Origin of the sequence: Dickeya sp. CFBP 2040 (genome assembly GCF_012273755.1) — a bacterium.
Classification (GTDB): Bacteria; Pseudomonadota; Gammaproteobacteria; order Enterobacterales; family Enterobacteriaceae; genus Dickeya; species Dickeya poaceiphila.
This window is the reverse complement of sequence record NZ_JAAVXH010000030.1, coordinates 74462-89929: the sequence shown is the minus strand read 5'-3', so window position 1 is coordinate 89929 and position 15468 is coordinate 74462. Positions and strand designations below refer to the sequence as shown.

15 protein-coding genes are annotated in these 15468 nt (G+C 48.8%); 4 read left to right on the top strand and 11 right to left on the bottom strand.

Annotated features, from left to right (window positions below; all coding sequences use genetic code 11):
- The 10 genes from Dpoa2040_RS04590 to Dpoa2040_RS04545 form a co-directional block, all read right to left on the bottom strand.
- Entirely contained in the window at positions 1–1566 is a 1566-nt protein-coding gene (locus Dpoa2040_RS04590; RefSeq protein ID WP_210423826.1) for a class I adenylate-forming enzyme family protein, read from the bottom strand.
- Complete coding sequence (locus Dpoa2040_RS04585) at positions 1563–2528, bottom strand: 3-oxoacyl-ACP synthase (RefSeq protein ID WP_168640454.1); 966 nt, start codon at positions 2526–2528, stop codon at positions 1563–1565. Before Dpoa2040_RS04585 ends, Dpoa2040_RS04590 begins: the two co-directional genes overlap by 4 nt.
- Entirely contained in the window at positions 2519–3439 is a 921-nt protein-coding gene (locus Dpoa2040_RS04580; protein WP_168640453.1) for a hypothetical protein, read from the bottom strand. Before Dpoa2040_RS04580 ends, Dpoa2040_RS04585 begins: the two co-directional genes overlap by 10 nt.
- A 9-nt stretch (positions 3440–3448) precedes the next feature.
- Positions 3449–4756, bottom strand: a complete 1308-nt coding sequence (locus Dpoa2040_RS04575; RefSeq protein WP_168640452.1) for a type III PLP-dependent enzyme — start codon at positions 4754–4756, stop codon at positions 3449–3451.
- A complete protein-coding gene (locus Dpoa2040_RS04570; RefSeq protein ID WP_168640451.1) occupies positions 4737–5042 on the bottom strand; it encodes a hypothetical protein in 306 nt (101 codons plus the stop codon). Before Dpoa2040_RS04570 ends, Dpoa2040_RS04575 begins: the two co-directional genes overlap by 20 nt.
- 143 nt (positions 5043–5185) lie before the next feature.
- Entirely contained in the window at positions 5186–6208 is a 1023-nt protein-coding gene (locus tag Dpoa2040_RS04565; RefSeq protein ID WP_042868225.1) for an alpha/beta fold hydrolase, read from the bottom strand.
- Positions 6198–7550, bottom strand: coding sequence for an MATE family efflux transporter (locus tag Dpoa2040_RS04560; RefSeq protein ID WP_168640450.1), 1353 nt, complete (start codon positions 7548–7550; stop codon positions 6198–6200). The genes Dpoa2040_RS04565 and Dpoa2040_RS04560 overlap by 11 nt, the downstream gene beginning before the upstream one ends.
- On the bottom strand, positions 7547–8176 hold the full coding sequence (locus tag Dpoa2040_RS04555; protein WP_042868229.1) for a hypothetical protein: 630 nt from the start codon (positions 8174–8176) through the stop codon (positions 7547–7549). Before Dpoa2040_RS04555 ends, Dpoa2040_RS04560 begins: the two co-directional genes overlap by 4 nt.
- Positions 8169–8429 carry a phosphopantetheine-binding protein gene (locus Dpoa2040_RS04550; RefSeq protein ID WP_168640449.1) on the bottom strand — a complete coding sequence of 87 codons (261 nt, stop codon included), beginning with the start codon at positions 8427–8429 and terminating at the stop codon, positions 8169–8171. The genes Dpoa2040_RS04555 and Dpoa2040_RS04550 overlap by 8 nt, the downstream gene beginning before the upstream one ends.
- 3 nt (positions 8430–8432) lie before the next feature.
- A complete protein-coding gene (locus tag Dpoa2040_RS04545) occupies positions 8433–9350 on the bottom strand; it encodes a 3-oxoacyl-[acyl-carrier-protein] synthase III C-terminal domain-containing protein (RefSeq protein WP_168640448.1) in 918 nt (305 codons plus the stop codon).
- Between the two features lie 471 nt (positions 9351–9821).
- Between Dpoa2040_RS04545 and Dpoa2040_RS04540 the strand changes: the two genes are divergently transcribed.
- Both Dpoa2040_RS04540 and Dpoa2040_RS04535 read left to right on the top strand, forming a co-directional pair.
- Positions 9822–11261: a sensor domain-containing diguanylate cyclase gene (locus tag Dpoa2040_RS04540; protein WP_168640478.1), complete on the top strand. Its 1440-nt coding sequence runs from the start codon at positions 9822–9824 to the stop codon at positions 11259–11261.
- Between the two features lie 83 nt (positions 11262–11344).
- Complete coding sequence (locus Dpoa2040_RS04535; RefSeq protein ID WP_168640447.1) at positions 11345–12193, top strand: pirin family protein; 849 nt, start codon at positions 11345–11347, stop codon at positions 12191–12193.
- Positions 12194–12457: 264 nt separating this feature from the next.
- On the opposite strand, the gene Dpoa2040_RS04530 is transcribed toward Dpoa2040_RS04535, so the two are convergent.
- Positions 12458–12805, bottom strand: coding sequence for a hypothetical protein (locus tag Dpoa2040_RS04530; RefSeq protein WP_042868238.1), 348 nt, complete (start codon positions 12803–12805; stop codon positions 12458–12460).
- Positions 12806–13640: 835 nt separating this feature from the next.
- Between Dpoa2040_RS04530 and Dpoa2040_RS04525 the strand changes: the two genes are divergently transcribed.
- Both Dpoa2040_RS04525 and Dpoa2040_RS04520 read left to right on the top strand, forming a co-directional pair.
- Entirely contained in the window at positions 13641–14486 is an 846-nt protein-coding gene (locus Dpoa2040_RS04525; RefSeq protein ID WP_168640446.1) for a DeoR/GlpR family DNA-binding transcription regulator, read from the top strand.
- Complete coding sequence (locus Dpoa2040_RS04520; protein WP_168640445.1) at positions 14486–15466, top strand: substrate-binding domain-containing protein; 981 nt, start codon at positions 14486–14488, stop codon at positions 15464–15466. The genes Dpoa2040_RS04525 and Dpoa2040_RS04520 overlap by 1 nt, the downstream gene beginning before the upstream one ends.
- Positions 15467–15468 lie beyond the last annotated feature (2 nt).

The following is a 15468-nucleotide window of genomic DNA, read 5'->3' as shown; positions in this document are numbered from 1 at the left end:
TTAAATCGTTTCGGGTTGAGTGAGTGATGTCAGGGAAGCCATCAGCGAATGTTTATCGATCTTGCCGTTGGGATTGCGCGTTAACTGGTCCTTGACAACATAACGATGTGGGCACTTATAAGCTTCGAGATGGGTTTTGCAGAACGCCTTTAGGGCAGGCAGATCGATAGCGTCTTGTGCTTCAATACAGGCAACGATCTCTGCACCGTAAACCGGGTGAGGCAGCCCAAGTACCGCGACCTGCAACACACCGGGAAAACGTTTAATCACGCCTTCCACTTCTTTTGGCGCCACCTTTTCACCACAGGATTTTAGGATGTCATCCTGCCGGGAAATGAAGTAGAGCAGGCCGTTTTTGTCCAGACGGCAGATATCGCCGGTATAGAGAACCTGTTCACCAGGAAGCGGGCCTGGGCGTAGTTTCTTTTTCGTTTGTTCTTCATTTCGCCAGTAGCCGCTCATTACCGTGGCGCCTCGGATGACCAACTCACCGGTGGCGTTGGCCGTATGTGCCACGCCATGCTCATCAACCACCCACAGTTCGGTGTTGGGGATAGCGTAGCCGACGCTCTCTTTATTTTCCCTGAGCATGGCGGGCGGAAGCCATGTACAACGATGGCATTCCGTCAGCCCGTACATGGAGAAGATTTCCGCCTGTGGAAATAGGTTCATTAACTTGTCAATGTCTGCGGGATGTAATGCCGCAGCGGTATTGGTGATCTTACGAATTGACGACAGATCATAGCGGCTGGCGAGCGGCGCAATAATGGACAGCATTGAAGGGACGATAGGCAGCAGCGTGGCCTGATTTTTTACCGCGTGCGACAGGGCGAACAGCGGCCTGGTAAAATCACGCTCCAGAATCAGCGTTGCTCCGACTCGCGTTGCCATGATCGCTTGATAAAGTCCGTAGTCGAAACTCATGGGAATGGCGCAGTAAATACGGTCATCCGCCGCCAGTTGCAGGTAGGTACTGACGGATGTCGCGGCGCTAAGCATATTACGCTGCGTAAGCATAACCCCTTTGGGATTTCCGGTAGACCCGGATGTGTAAATCAAGCACGCCAGATCAACGTCAAGCGAGGAGGTGACGGAGACGTTTTGGCTAAACGTTGCTGCGGCTATCTGCCTGAGTGATAGCGTTGCCGCAGAGGGCTTGTCATCTTCCGGTTCGCTATCATAAATAACGGTTACGGACGTAGTCTGGCCAGGCTCGGCATGAAGCTGGCCTGCGCGGGATGCTTCGGTAATTAAAGTAAAGGCTTCGGCGTTATTGAGTAACCACATTACTCTTTCCAGCGGCGTGTCAGGATTCACAGGGACAAAAACGGCCTGCAAATATTGTGTCGCCCAGAAGCTGACCACAAAATCAATGCTATTCGGAAGCCAGACCAGAACGCGATCGCCGCGCTTCACGCCCTGGCTTTTTAAGTAATGCGCAGTGTTCTGCACACGCGTCATTAGCTCTGACCAGGTGACGTGCTCGTCAGTCGTAATGATTGCAATATTGTCGGGACGCGAAATGACTGTTTTACTAAGCCAGTTTGTCAGATGAGAAATACTCATTCGGTAACCCCTGTTTCTGATTTAATAATCATCGTGGCGAATGTGCCTGCCACACCCGATGCGAGACTAAGAATGATTTTCCCTTGCAGGTTATTTCCTTGTTGTGAAATAAGCTCACCCAAATTGATGAACGCATCGCTACAAAAACAATGCCCAAGGGTATATAAGTTATCTTTATAAATAATATCGCGGCTGAAACCGACGCGATCGGCAAGGCGGTCAAATGTCACCGGACTGATATGATAGGGTAATAAATAATTCAGTTCGCTTGCCTTATAGGTTGCCTGACTCAAGCTTTGGTGTATCGCTTTATGCATTGTGGGGAGAAATTCACTGTCATATTTATTTTCGCTTTCGCGTGTCGTTGCCCGCATACGTGTACCAAATTCTGCGAGCTGTTTAATTTCCAGCGCCTTAACGTTGAGCGCAGCTTGTGCAGGTGTCGCACTGATAACGCTGGCGCTAAGCCCCTCGCCAAAATATCCATTCTGATCGACATACTGTACGGTCTTATGAAAACATTTCTCACCCGTTATGAGTAAACCGTTGCGCCATTTTCCTGCGTCGAGCTTTGCCTGAATAAACTTCATCGCCAGCATCCCACTGGCGCAGGACGCCTGAGTGACAGAAAAAAATTCAATGTTCTTGTTATTAAAAACATGGCTGAACTGTGCCTGTATTACCGAATTTACGTCAAATGGTGCGACGGCATGAAGGGAATGGGCCCACACGATAAAATCAAGATTTTCAAGTAGTGAAGGCTCGCATTCCTGAATGATTTTATTGGTCAGGTTCTGTAAGAGCGTCGGCAACGCCGTGTCCCGAAACAGGCTGGCTGATTTCAGTTTGTGAAAACGGCTAAATATTTTATCGTTTCGGTTGCCCCATTTATACCGCTCACTGAGTTCACTAATGGGCGTCAGCGTAGGGGAAATTAAATGGGTGATATGGTTTATATACATGATGCGCTGCCTGATAAAAATGCTGCAACCATGATGGCTTCATTTTCTTCCTGAAGAAAAAAATAGCGCGTCGCGGGTTCTGCACATTGTTTTAACAATACCCAGGGGGCGACCGAGAGCAGCGAGTCATCCCAAACGTGTAGATTAATTTTTTTGGCTGAACTGCGCTCATCGAACCTGGATGCCAGAAAGGCGCTGGTAATAATCACTAAAGGTAATTCACCGTCTGCCGCATCGAAAAATTGCTTCGACAATGTGGCAAGCCAGGACGTGCTCCACGCTACGGGTGGTTGGATTTTTGTATAACCCCTGAAGTTGATCTCATTTTTTGCGCCATGCTGTGAGCCGCGCGGTGCTTTTTTCAAGAGCACCGCGCCTGCGCAGGGCTGTGCTGAAATGGTATCCAGATACCGGCTTTCATGGAGCGATGTATTCTGATCGGCAATTAATAGCAGTGCGCTGCTCCTGGCATCTTCTTCGTCATCCTCTGCCAGATAGTCCTCAATCAGTGAAAGCGCCAGCCAGGAACTGCTGATGCCATGGTCGCTAACCGCGATGCCGAATGCAGCGTTCGCCTGTACCTCATGCATGACGGCATTCGTCACGGAGTGACCAATAATGGTGTCGTGTGTCCAGTGCGCCAGTACCACCAAATCCAGTGATGCCAGCGGAGCCTGTGCGTTCAGCGTCATCAGGAGCGGCTTTAGCATGGTGAAGAAGGGGTGAGCGCCAGAGGTGAACCACCGATCGACGTGTTCACCTGATGCCGTTTCTTCGCGCCCGTGTGAACAGTAGAGCGCATTCACAAAGGATCTCAGCGCCTCATTCTGCTTTTCATCAGAGGCAAGCCTGTCAACTGAATGGGCATAGGTTTGCCATATCAATTGTGAGGTTGAGAAAGCCAGACTCATCGTGTCACCTTACTCATCGCAGAGCGAAAGGGATTCATAAACCTGAGGAGCCAGCAGGCTTTCGACATTGTCCGGCGTGCGGATCAGTACGGCTCTATCGTTTTCAATCAGCAGTTCTGCGGGATGACCGAAGCTAAGGAAATTCACCGGCGAGGCGCTAGCGCCATACGCGCCTGAGTGCCCAATACCAATAAGATCTCCGGCATGTAACCTATCCAGCAGGACGTTTTCACCCAACATATCCGTTGGTGTGCACAATGGACCCGTGACCTGATAACGCTGCTTTTCGCTTGCTCCTGGCGTGCCCAGGCGTGCCATGGGGAAATTGCGCCGTATTAACGAGTTAATGCCAGCGGCGCTACCGTGGCAGTTTGCGCCCCCATCGCAGATAGCGAACCATGCATCACGCGATGATTTCAGACAGTTCACGCGGGTAACGAAGATGCCTGCACGAGCAATCAGGTAACGTCCCAGTTCGATGATGATATGGGTATTGGGGTTAGCCTGTTGATATTGATGGATGACAGGTTGCAGAGCGGCGCCAAGCGCTTCCAGATCCAGCTTTTTTTCATTCTCGAAATAGCGCACTCCAAACCCGCCGCCAACATCGACGAAATCGAACGTCAGTCCATGGGTTTTCTGCAGTTCTTGCGCGAGATTGAGGATGTTCTGTGTATTACGAACAATGGCCTGCCATTCAAGAATGCGGGTGCCGAGATAAATATGGATACCCACCAGCCGCAGGTTGCCGAGTGTGTTCACCTGCTCGATGGCCTGAGGAATTTGCTCTTCATCGATACCAAACTGGCGAGGTTTGCCGCTCATGACGAGCCGGGCTTTCTCTCCGCTAAACGCTGGATTAATGCGCAAGGCTATATTTTGCGTTTTATTGAGCGTCGCGGCGATATCATTCAGCAGACTCAGTTCCTGAATGGACTCAACCACAACGGCTTTGATACCCGCTTCGCAACATGCCGTCAGTTCGGGGGTATGCTTGCCGGGGCCAACAAAAATGATCTCTTCCGGTTTCACTCCGAGCATGAGCGTCGATTTTAACTCTGCTAAGGAGCAGACTTCGGTTCCCGCGCCAGCCTGATGCAGTAATGAAACCAGGGCTTTATTGGGATTCGCTTTAAGGGAGTAAAAGAAACGAATCCCAGCAGGCAGCGCAGCCTTCAGTTCGCTGAAATCTTTCTTAATCTGAGACGCGCTGTACGCATAAAAGGGCGTTGAAATCGTATTCGCCAGTCGTTGGTATGATACGTTTTCAATATGCGTATGGTTGATGAAATCACTATCAGGCGGAAAAGTTGACATAGCCAAACCTCTCACTCAGAAACGTTTTCGTGCTTTCAAGATTTTTAAACTGAAGGAAGAGATCGCTGTCGAGAATATCAAAAAAGCTTCCGCTGGACGTGTCTGCGCTTTCCACGACATCACCGATATCGGAAAGTAAACCAACCAGGTGAACAGAATCAAGAACGCCGGTTGGGCCGTACATTTCTGCGCCGTCCATAATGGCGTCAAGTGTTGGCGCTTCAACACCCATTCTACGAAGAGAGGATAATATGAATTCTTCTATGTTTGACTGTAATAAATTCATCGTTCAATGTCCTGATTATGGAAGATTGAATTTAACAACGTTAATTCTAATAATTTCTCTGAGATTGCATTTGTTATATAATTGAAGCAGCTGAGTTGGCTGGCTTTTATTATATGAATGTTTCTTGTTTCTATTTATTCTAATTAGTGATTTTTTGCGAAGATGTTTTTTTTAAAGGAATAGAAGTCTTCATTTATCGTGCGCGAGACGAAGTCAGAAATATGGTTGAATATTTCTGCGTCACGTAAAGCGCCGTTATGACCTTTTCCCTGTGTTGTCACAAGCTGACTGTTAGTAAAGGCATCGTTCAGCTCGGTTGCATGTTCCATTCCAAGGCTTACGTCTTGCGCGTCATGCACAATCAACACCGGTTGTTTTATCTCATGATATAGGGCCGGGCCAATATGGTCGGGATGAACGCCATAACGTAAGCGATAAATCTTTTTCATAGAGGCGGCGATTCGCACTGGAAGCCGATTGATAGCGACATATCTGTCAACCATTTTTCCATAGCTGCTGGGGCTGCTCATCAGCACCATACTTTTAAATGACATCCCCTGTAATGCCGCCATGCAACTGATTAATCCGCCTGTAGAGTGGCCCATCACGACGGAAAAATTTCCATAGTCTTTTGCTATCTGAAGAACAAAGCGTGCTAAATCATAAAACGAGGTCTTTTTACCCTTTGAGATACCGTGTGCGGGAAGATCGGGCGCAAAAACGGCATATCCCTGCTTTTGAAGCTGCTGCGCTAGTTGGCGAAACATAATACTGCGGCCATCCCAGCCGTGAAGCAGGAGAATTTTTTCAGCATCGGGCGAAGATTGAGGGTAAATAAAGAGCGTTACGGTTTTGCCACGCCACAATAACTCATCCTGTATGCAACTACTCAGCAGCATTAATTCACCTTGCTTATAGGGTAGCGCACGTGTTTTCTCAAACAGGTGAATGGCATAAAGCGCGGAAAACCAGGATGACATTACATGCAACGAATAAAGATCAAACAGACTAATAAGATGACATGCTCTTGCGTAATGTGTGGCTGGCCGTATTTTTGCTTTAAGCAGCAGAGTTGGACGTAACCGCATAATCACTAATATACGGAGATAATTTTGATGAATCAGACATAAAACGAACAGTAGAGGATAAAAAAAACTATAAAACATTCTTTTCTCCTATTTTAGCTGCCAGTCTGATGAACTCTCTGCCGAAGGCAATAAAATAAATAATATTAAACGCGAGGATAAGATAAAGAATCGTATTCAGCTGAGTAAAGTGCTTCCATCCGGCTAACATAGCGACAACGGTTGCCGCTTCGATAATGACCGTGAGGATGAGAACTCTTTTGGCCTGATCCAATTGTTCAAGCAATGCCTGAAGTGAGGCGACAAAAGGCGTGATAAAAAATGCCGGTAATAACACCATCATCATGCTTGTGCTGATGTACTGGATCTGTTGATCGCCAGAGAGAATACCCACTAGCCGGGACTCCAGAAAATAAACCGCAACGGTCAGCAGCAGATACAGTACGCTGATAAATCCCATGCCACGCTGCAACAGGCGTTTGAGTTCACTATCCGAGTTGGTTGACATCCTTTGGTTGAACATGATGGCCAGCGCTGAACCGCAGGCAACAGCCGGAATGACGATCAGCATTCTGAGGCGGCTCACGACGAGATACGCCGAAACATACTCTTCGCCAATCGTGCCGAGCAAAGGAATGATCAACACCGAGCTAAAAAACAAAATGACCAACGAGGCGAAAACAGGCAAACCCACGTTCAGCAGCAGGCCCGTGAGGCGGGGGATAAAGGCACCGGGTTGAGGATCGGTACAGCCTTTCCCTGTTTGCCGGACCAGTAAAAGCGCGATGGGAGTGAGCAGCGAAGCAGACAGTGCGTTGGCGATAATCACCGACCAGAAGCCCAGATTCTGCACATGATAGCAGTAATAGCAGATGGCGGCATTGAGCGCGATGTTAGCCAGTACGACCATCATGCTGACGGCACTCTTGCTTTGGCCCCTGAGCGCGCTGTTACACATTTCAAGCATGATGAAAGGCAGCATTGAAACGAAGTAAAGCGGTAAGACCTGGCTATAAAACGCTGGAGTGGCTACCGGCAAAAGCTGCGTTAGCAAAGGCGAACTCAATGAGATGATACCGGCCAGCAATCCAACAATCGCCATGCCCAGCGTTGCCATAATGGCAGTAGCTGGCAGGAGTTTTTGTTTAGACCATTGGTGCATCGAACGCGCGCTGAACACCTGGTTGGAAATCGCCAGGCATTCGAGGATTGAGAGAAATAAAAAGCTAAATGGTTGAATTACAGATAAAACATACAACGATGTTGATTCGTTTCCGTGGCCCAGTATCGCGGTCTGGATATTTTGAGCAAGAGAGACCGCGAAGGCCACAATCACCATCGGCCATGAAAGCTTGATCAGATCTGAAATGTCTCTGCCTACGGACTGGCGCTGCGGCAGGGCAATGTCTGGCGTAGTATTCATGCAGGTTGACCAATGTGTTCAACGGGAAACAGGGTTTCTTCGTCATCGGATTTGCCGTAGAGGCTATAAATCATGACGGACAAGTACGAGAGCGAGTGGCTATTGCCCAGCAGATATCCGTGGCCGCCCATCAACTTTTCAGCTCTGTTTGTCAGAAAGCTGATTTGCCAGTGGTCCTCGTCTATCCCGGAATAATCATCCTGAGAGATACGCAACTCCCACTGCGTGAGCATGAAATCGATTTGATTGCTGATTTCAGCAAATTCGGCCTTGATAAGCTGATGTTTGGTGGTTTTCACCCCAAAGCTCGTCCTCGAAGATAAATGCTGCCAACTGATGGACAGTATCCTCGATAACAGGCCAAGCCTGGCGGCAATGGACACCGGCCCGTAAAGACGATGGAGAGTCTGATACGTTTGTGTCGAGTCTGATTCGATACACAGTCCCATCGCTTCCAGCACGGGATCGGTTTCGCTGTTTTGCTGAACATCTGCAATAAGAGCCAGTTTAACAGCAGGCTCTTGCACATTCTTTTCAGTCATGTTGAGGCGAAACCTCCGTATCGCCTCGTTCGGGGACTGATTTTTAAAGAGTGCGTAGATGTCATTAAAGAGAACATCATGCATCGGCGCTCTCCAGGTCCAGATGCTCGCTGATCCAGGCCATCAGTTTTCCGACGGTGGTGAAAGCATCCTGATTAATCTGATCAGGTTCGAACATTAATCCCGGTATTTGATCTTCGAGCAGCAGCAAAAACTGCACGAATAATACCGAGTCGAGATCCAAATCATCATTGAAGTCGGTATTTTCGGTCACGGTGATGGATGTAGACAAGACTTCATTTAAAGATTTATTTATCGCTACCAGAAGATTTTCCATTGTTTACCTCTTTTCAATTAAGATTCCTGATAACGTGATCCCCATTCCCATAGAGACACACAGGATACGCTTGCCATTAAAGTCTTTCAGCAGTACAGCTAAATTAAATGGTATGTCTGAACAATATGCATGACCATATTCAGGTATGTTTTCCAGAAACAAATGTCCCTGAAAATTAATTTTTGCCATAGCACGTTTTAATTGCGGTATATCCAGGTTTCCTGGCACGATGGCGTCAATTTCATCCAGTCTTAACTTGAATTTTTCCAGAGATTTCAAATAAAACTCAGCATACTTGTCTTCCAGGGTTGAATAGTATTCTCGACGTTCGGATGGCGATTTATCCTGGTGGTTATTATGAAAGTCAGGTAAATGCCTCACCATACTTCCAGTGATATTCCAGGTCGCCTGACCCGCATTTAACAGTAAAGCCAGAGGTATCTCAGCAAGTAGGCCATTATCTAATTTATTAATATCTTTATGAAAAGCCTTCTCGCCGGTTAAAAGAATTAGTGGTTTTTTATTCCTGATTGCTGTTTTTTTTAGAAAATGTATTGCCGATAATGCCGTGGCGCAGTGATTCAGGCTCAGAGTCATTGAATCCCAGTGGCCGATCCCATGCATTTTTGTAATATCTGATAACCAATTGTCATCAAAAAAAGTATTGTGTGTCTGCGTTTTTGCGTAAATCAGTAATCCTGTTTCTTGTTTAAGATAACTGTTTTTTTTTACGACTTCGTGAACCACCGCATTAAGCATTTCTTTATGTGTGCCGACATATTTTGCCACTGATTTTATAGAGTAGAAACGCTCTAAAACTTTACATTGCCCGGCTCTTAGATCGTAGGAAGATGCTAAGTCTGCAACAGGTACTAATGAAATGCGCTCATGCAACCTGTATAAACCGTTTAGAGGAAGCATTTTGAACTCTTATAATAAGTTATGGTTTTGTTGACGGCTTGTATAATCTCAGAAGTGGATTTGTTTTTTTGCCTGAAATTGCTCTGGACGCAAGAAATCCCATTTATGAATCCCAAAGATGGAATTGATAGTACGCCTGGCTACCTAATGTGGACACTGCTCTAAGCGAGGTTATGGTTTTCAAACTTTTTGGGGCTGGCGAGGTGTTCGCCGCGTATCCACTATTCGCGTATCTACTATTATTGGTCGCTAAGCACAGACGCATTGGGGATGAATATCACCACCCTAATCTGCGCTGAAATTTGCAGGATTTCATCAGAAAAAGTGATGGATAGCATAAGGTGAGTTGCGTTATGGGCTAACTTCATTACCATGTCGGCATTTTGCATTAATGCTTTCCGGCAATACGTCGGCAGGCGCCAGCGAGAGGATGCGGTGTTGCCCTTGTCTCACATTTCTCAGACCTATTGGATGAACAAAAAACGGGCGGCTATCCTGTTTTCCTGCATGTTGCTGAGCGCATTTTTAGTGATCAGTTGGAGCAGTTATCAGGTTGCCCGCCACTCGCTGTTCGACGAGATTTCAGAAAGCTCGTTGCCGCTTACCAGCGATAATGTTTATTCCGAAATTCAACGTGACCTGCTCAATCCTATTTTTATTTCATCGCTGATGGCGCACGACACCTTCGTGAAAGACTGGGTGCTGTCCAACGAAACGGAGCCGCAAGCGATGATCCGTTATCTCAGGGAAATTGATCGGCGCTTTAATACCGTGGTTTCCTTTTTCGTTTCCGATAATACCCGACGCTATTACGATCCGGAAAAGGTGACCCACACGCTTTCCGAGCAATCACCGGAAGATCAGTGGTTTTTCGATATTAAGAATGCACAGGATAACGAACCATACGATATTGAAATCGGTGTCGATCCGGAAAACCGTACTCGGATGGATATTTTCATCAACTACAAGGTATTCGATTATAACGGTAACTTTATTGGCGTTACCGGTGTCGGTCTGCCGGTGCAACGGGTCACCCAGTTGATTGAAAATTACGAACAGCGCTACAACCGCACCATTTATCTTGTCGATGAAAACGGCGACGTCATGCTTCACAGCAAGGGGTTTCGCCGGGCGCTGAACATTCATCAGCAGCCGGGATTACAACAGTTGGCAACCCAAATCCTGACGTCGCCGGGCGGTAACTATCAGTACTCATTGAACAACGAAAATATCTTTCTGAACACCCGTATTATTCCAGAGTTCGGTTGGAAGTTGATGGTGGAGCAGAGCAGCGAGCCGCACGACCAACAGCTGTGGCTTACCCTGCTGAAAAATACCGGGATTAGTATTACTGTCAGCATCACCATGTTGTTGATGATCTGGCTGACTATTGGTGCATATCAGCGGCGGCTTGAGTTGATGGCAACGACCGATAAATTGACCGGGCTGATAAACCGTCAGGCGTTTGAATACATTTTTCAGACCTTGCGTATTAAACAATCGACGCAGCACCGTACCTTCTCCATTATTCTGATCGATCTGGATCACTTCAAAAAAATCAATGACCAGTACGGGCATCACGTTGGCGATCAGGTACTGGTGCGAATCGCTCGATTGATGCAGCGGGCGATTCGCAAAACAGACGCCGCCTGCCGTTGGGGTGGTGAAGAGTTCGTGCTGCTGCTGGAAGGCTGTTCGCTGCATCAGGCTCACCACATCGCCGAGAAGATACGTCAGGCTGTCCGCTTTGCGCTGGTGTCGCATCGGCATCAGGTGATTAACCTGACCATTAGTTGCGGCATAGCGGAGTCGAATCCAGGCGAAAGCATCGACCACCTGATGCAGCGCGCCGACAACGCGTTGTATCAGGCCAAGCGTCAGGGGCGTGATCAGGCGGTTATGGCTGACTAAATGCGGCGAAAAACGTTCGTTATTCCATGTTGTAGGTATCGGACTTATTTCCATCATAATATTTTCAATATAAAGAGGGGATTATGCGTACTGTATCAACCTGTCATGCCGCGTATCGGGATGATATCGCTGACCTGATAACCCGCCGTCCGGTACCGGGGCCGGGCGTACCACAGGTGGACCCGTTTTTGTTTCTGAACCATCACGGTCCACAAGTGTACTTACCGAATAATCAGGGATTGCCTTTTGGGCCGCATCCTCACCGGGGATTTGAAACCGTAACCTTTATTCTGGAAGGCAGCCTGGTACATCGTGACAGCGGTGGTCATGAAAGCATCATCAACGCGGGTGGCGTTCAGTGGATGACGGCTGGTTCCGGACTGGTTCACTCTGAATTGTCGCCGGATGCGTTCAAACGCCAGGGCGGCGCAATGGAGATCTTGCAACTGTGGGTGAATTTACCCTCTCGCCTGAAGATGACGTCACCCCGATATATCGGTTTGCAACATGATGCCATTCCCCGCGTGCCGTTGGCATCGGGGCGGGGTGATATGCAGTTGATCTCAGGCACGTATGAGGGTGTAACCGGTCCTATTCCGTCGCTCACCGGCGTGTTTATGTCAGTCGTGCAACTGCAATCAGATGCTGAGGTGACGTTACCTGCACCGAAGGGAAACAACGTGTTTTTATATGTGGTGCGTGGTGCGGTGGGCATCGCAGGTACCCCTGTTTCACAGTGGAATCTGGTGGAGATGCATGATGATGGTGATACCGTTGTTATCAAGGCTACGGATGAGACGGTGTTGCTGTTTGGGTATGCGGAGCCGATAGACGAGCCTGTCGTGTCTTATGGGCCGTTTGTGATGAATACGCGCGAAGAGATCCAGCAAGCGATAGCGGATTACCATGCCGGGAAGTTTGATAAAGTTTGACCTGCATGGTCAGAGCAAACGGGCGATTGACGACGCCCGCACAACCGGCGAGGCAGGAGAACGTCCCCGGTTTGCAGGGAACAAAGCAACGCATCACGTTTACTGGTTAATAGGTCAGGTACGGGTGGCGTTAGAGAGAGGGTGAGCTTCCCGATAAGACGCTCACCCGTGTTTGCTGCCAGACAGGACGTGGTGTCACAACAGGCCGTCGTGACGTGCCTATATACAGCCATAAGATAGTAGTTAAGCACCTGATTCGTTACATCACGCGGTGTAAACCACGTAGAGCGGTATCGGTTCATTCGCCTGCGGTAGCGCCCGTGTGTATCGCTCCGTCTGTTCACAGATTTCCAATAACGCCGGGATGAGGTGTGCGGCGGCATTTAGACTGGCGCCCAACTGGTAGCGTTGTTCGGGTTCGATGCCGTCGCCATTTTGCAGCCGGTCGCCAAGTTCACTGAGTCCATGGCATAAACCAGAAACGGATTCAGCGGCGATAGCGCCAAGGTCACACAACTGAACCTCATCAAACTGGTAGAACGGCAGGCTGGCGATCAGGTCACGAAAAAGGGTGATGCTGCTGTCAGCGGGAGTCGCGTTGGTGTCCGTCATAATTAAGTCTTCCATTGCCAGATGGTTATGTCGCTACGCCTTCAGGTTCTAGGCTAAAGGTGTGGCCCAGACAAGGTTGGAACACCGGATCTGTTGGCCGGCCAACCTTCTGGTTGCCCTGCCTGAGCTACGGATACTTACTGAAAAACAACGTGTTTTTCAGCTCCAGATATTCGGGGTTCCACGCCCGGCTGCGGATGTTGCCGCCGCACACACACACTCTATGCCAGTCGTTAACAAGGTGAAATGGGCTGTATGGATTTACAGTGAGGTTGCGACTCGTTTTGGAATGATGCTCGCAATATGAACTTTTCAATCAGGAAGAACGTGCATTACATTTCACGCCTTTCTCTGTGGTGAGGATGGTGTTCCGGCTCACACCCCATGCTTCCCCCGTTTTTCCCTATTTACCGCCGCAAATCCTGGGTGCGTGACAACAACACCGGTGTGGAATGGCATCGCTTAGCATCGTTGCCAGTTTCATGGCTTTTATCGGGGGGGCAAGCGCTTCCTCCGCTTTCTGAGTATCCTTGCTTATCCCTTCTGCGTGTTGTTCCCCATAAACCGGTCAAATCCACAAAAACGGTCACATTCGGTCATGTTAATTTATTGATACATTTATTAGTGTGCTTATGTTAAGGCACGATAATGGCCGTTAAAACGGTACTTTTTGTGACATTCATCACCTTTAATTCTTCTGGTGATGCAAGTTTCATTTTTATTTTCCACCAGGATCACTGAATGCAGCCCCGCCATTTTCCCGCCCCCGGTCTTTTGCCCAGGGCACATTTTGTGTTCCCGCTATCCATTACCTTTATACCCACAGGAGGTCGCCATGTTGCCGATTGAGCGTCAGCAGCGCATTGTCGAGCAATTAACCGTACATGGTCGTGTATTGGTTTCAGAACTGGTGAAGTTATGCCAGGTGTCACAGGAAACCATCCGGCGGGATTTATCGCTGCTGGAAAAGAAAGGGGTGTTATTACGCAGTCACGGCGGTGCGATTATTGCGCAACGCAGCCAGGGAAATGTTCCGAATATAACCAGCGGGCACAGCGAACAGGAAGCCACATTTCGTCAGCGCATGAATGAAAATGTGTCGCAGAAAATGCAAATGGCTAAACGCGCGCTGGATTTTATCAGCCCCGGCGATTGTATTTTGCTCGACAGCAGCACCACCTGCTGGTTTTTAGCGCGGCAATTGCCGGATATTGAATTAACGGTATTAACCAATTCATTGCGCACGGTGCAAACGCTGGCACCGAAAGGGAATATTCGCACTATTTGTCTGGGTGGAGAATATTCTGACCGCTATGAAGATTTTAGCGGTGTGGTGGCGGAGCAACCATTAAAGGAGTTTTTAATTAATAAGATTTTCTTTTCCTGTAGCAGTTTGGGGAATGACGGTTATTTACGTGAGGGCAATGAAAATAGCGCCCATTTAAAACAACAAATGCTGCTGGCATCGGAAAGAAAATATTTATTAATGGACGCCAGTAAATTTTCTCATCCATCGTTCGCACGTATTTGTCATTACCGCGATGTGGATTTTCTGATTACCGACAGTTTGAAAGATAAAGCGCTTCAACAGGAACTGGCATGGAATGGCGTCAATATTATCGATTGTTCACAACGTCCGTCCGCCATGCAGTTAATTAATAACTCGATCGGAGAAGCATAATGAAAAAGACCTTACTCGCCTGTACCTTGCTGACGTTGTTTGCTGCTTCTGCACACGCCGCTGATAAGCTGCGCATGGGAGTGGTGGTGAAAATCGGCGGCATTCCGTGGTTTAACGCGATGGAGGCCGGTATCAAGAGTGAAGCGGCTAAACGCGGCATTGATGCCTGGCAGGTGGGGCCGACCTCGGCAGACCCGGCGTTACAGGTACGCGCAATTGAAGATCTGATCGCCCAGAAGGTGGACATCATCGGCGTAGTGCCGAACGACCCGAAAGTACTGGAGCCGGTACTGAAACGCGCTCAGGAAGCGGGCATCAAGGTGCTGGTGCACGAGTCGCCGGGACAGAATTACGCTGACTGGGATTTTGAGCTGGTTGACGCTAAAACCCACGGTGAGAACCACATGAAAGCGCTGGCGGACTGCATGAAAGGCGAGGGCAAATATGCCGCCTACGTCGGCAGCCTGACGGTGCCGCTACACAACGCCTGGGTTGATTCCGCCGTGGCGTGGCAGAAAACCCACTATCCGAAGATGGAACTGGTGGCGGATAAGTTCGGCGTTGGCGAATCGCTGGATGACTCTATCCGCACCACCAACGAGCTGATGTCTAAATACCCCGATCTGAAAGGCATTATCGCGTTTGGTTCGCAGGGCCCCATCGGTGCCGGTCGTGCCGTCATGGCGCGCAACAAGATTGACCAGATCTGCGTTATCGGTTCGTTTAGCCCCGGTCAGGGCCAGTCGTTGGTTAATCGTGGCGCTATCAAGGGCGGCTATATCTGGAATCCGATGACGGCGGGCGAGGTGTTCGTGCGGCTGGCGGATATGATCCAGAAGAAGGAAGCCATTACCGACGGCATGACCATCGATGGCCTGGGCAAAGTGAAGGTGGATAGCCAGACCCACACCATTCTCGGCAACACGACCGAGAGCCTGGATAAAGCTAACCTGCCGAAACTGGTCAAGATGGGGTTGTAAGC

Coding starts and splice junctions, on each gene's coding strand:
- Dpoa2040_RS04540 (WP_168640478.1), top strand. CDS start 9,822: ATGAACAAAAAACGGGCGGCTATCCTGTTTTCCTGCATGTTGCTGAGC.
- Dpoa2040_RS04585 (WP_168640454.1), bottom strand. CDS start 2,528: ATGTATATAAACCATATCACCCATTTAATTTCCCCTACGCTGACGCCC.
- Dpoa2040_RS04535 (WP_168640447.1), top strand. CDS start 11,345: ATGCGTACTGTATCAACCTGTCATGCCGCGTATCGGGATGATATCGCT.
- Dpoa2040_RS04590 (WP_210423826.1), bottom strand. CDS start 1,566: ATGAGTATTTCTCATCTGACAAACTGGCTTAGTAAAACAGTCATTTCG.
- Dpoa2040_RS04520 (WP_168640445.1), top strand. CDS start 14,486: ATGAAAAAGACCTTACTCGCCTGTACCTTGCTGACGTTGTTTGCTGCT.
- Dpoa2040_RS04560 (WP_168640450.1), bottom strand. CDS start 7,550: ATGAATACTACGCCAGACATTGCCCTGCCGCAGCGCCAGTCCGTAGGC.
- Dpoa2040_RS04525 (WP_168640446.1), top strand. CDS start 13,641: ATGTTGCCGATTGAGCGTCAGCAGCGCATTGTCGAGCAATTAACCGTA.
- Dpoa2040_RS04550 (WP_168640449.1), bottom strand. CDS start 8,429: ATGGAAAATCTTCTGGTAGCGATAAATAAATCTTTAAATGAAGTCTTG.
- Dpoa2040_RS04575 (WP_168640452.1), bottom strand. CDS start 4,756: ATGTCAACTTTTCCGCCTGATAGTGATTTCATCAACCATACGCATATT.
- Dpoa2040_RS04565 (WP_042868225.1), bottom strand. CDS start 6,208: ATGTTTTATAGTTTTTTTTATCCTCTACTGTTCGTTTTATGTCTGATT.
- Dpoa2040_RS04555 (WP_042868229.1), bottom strand. CDS start 8,176: ATGCATGATGTTCTCTTTAATGACATCTACGCACTCTTTAAAAATCAG.
- Dpoa2040_RS04545 (WP_168640448.1), bottom strand. CDS start 9,350: ATGCTTCCTCTAAACGGTTTATACAGGTTGCATGAGCGCATTTCATTA.
- Dpoa2040_RS04530 (WP_042868238.1), bottom strand. CDS start 12,805: ATGACGGACACCAACGCGACTCCCGCTGACAGCAGCATCACCCTTTTT.
- Dpoa2040_RS04570 (WP_168640451.1), bottom strand. CDS start 5,042: ATGAATTTATTACAGTCAAACATAGAAGAATTCATATTATCCTCTCTT.
- Dpoa2040_RS04580 (WP_168640453.1), bottom strand. CDS start 3,439: ATGAGTCTGGCTTTCTCAACCTCACAATTGATATGGCAAACCTATGCC.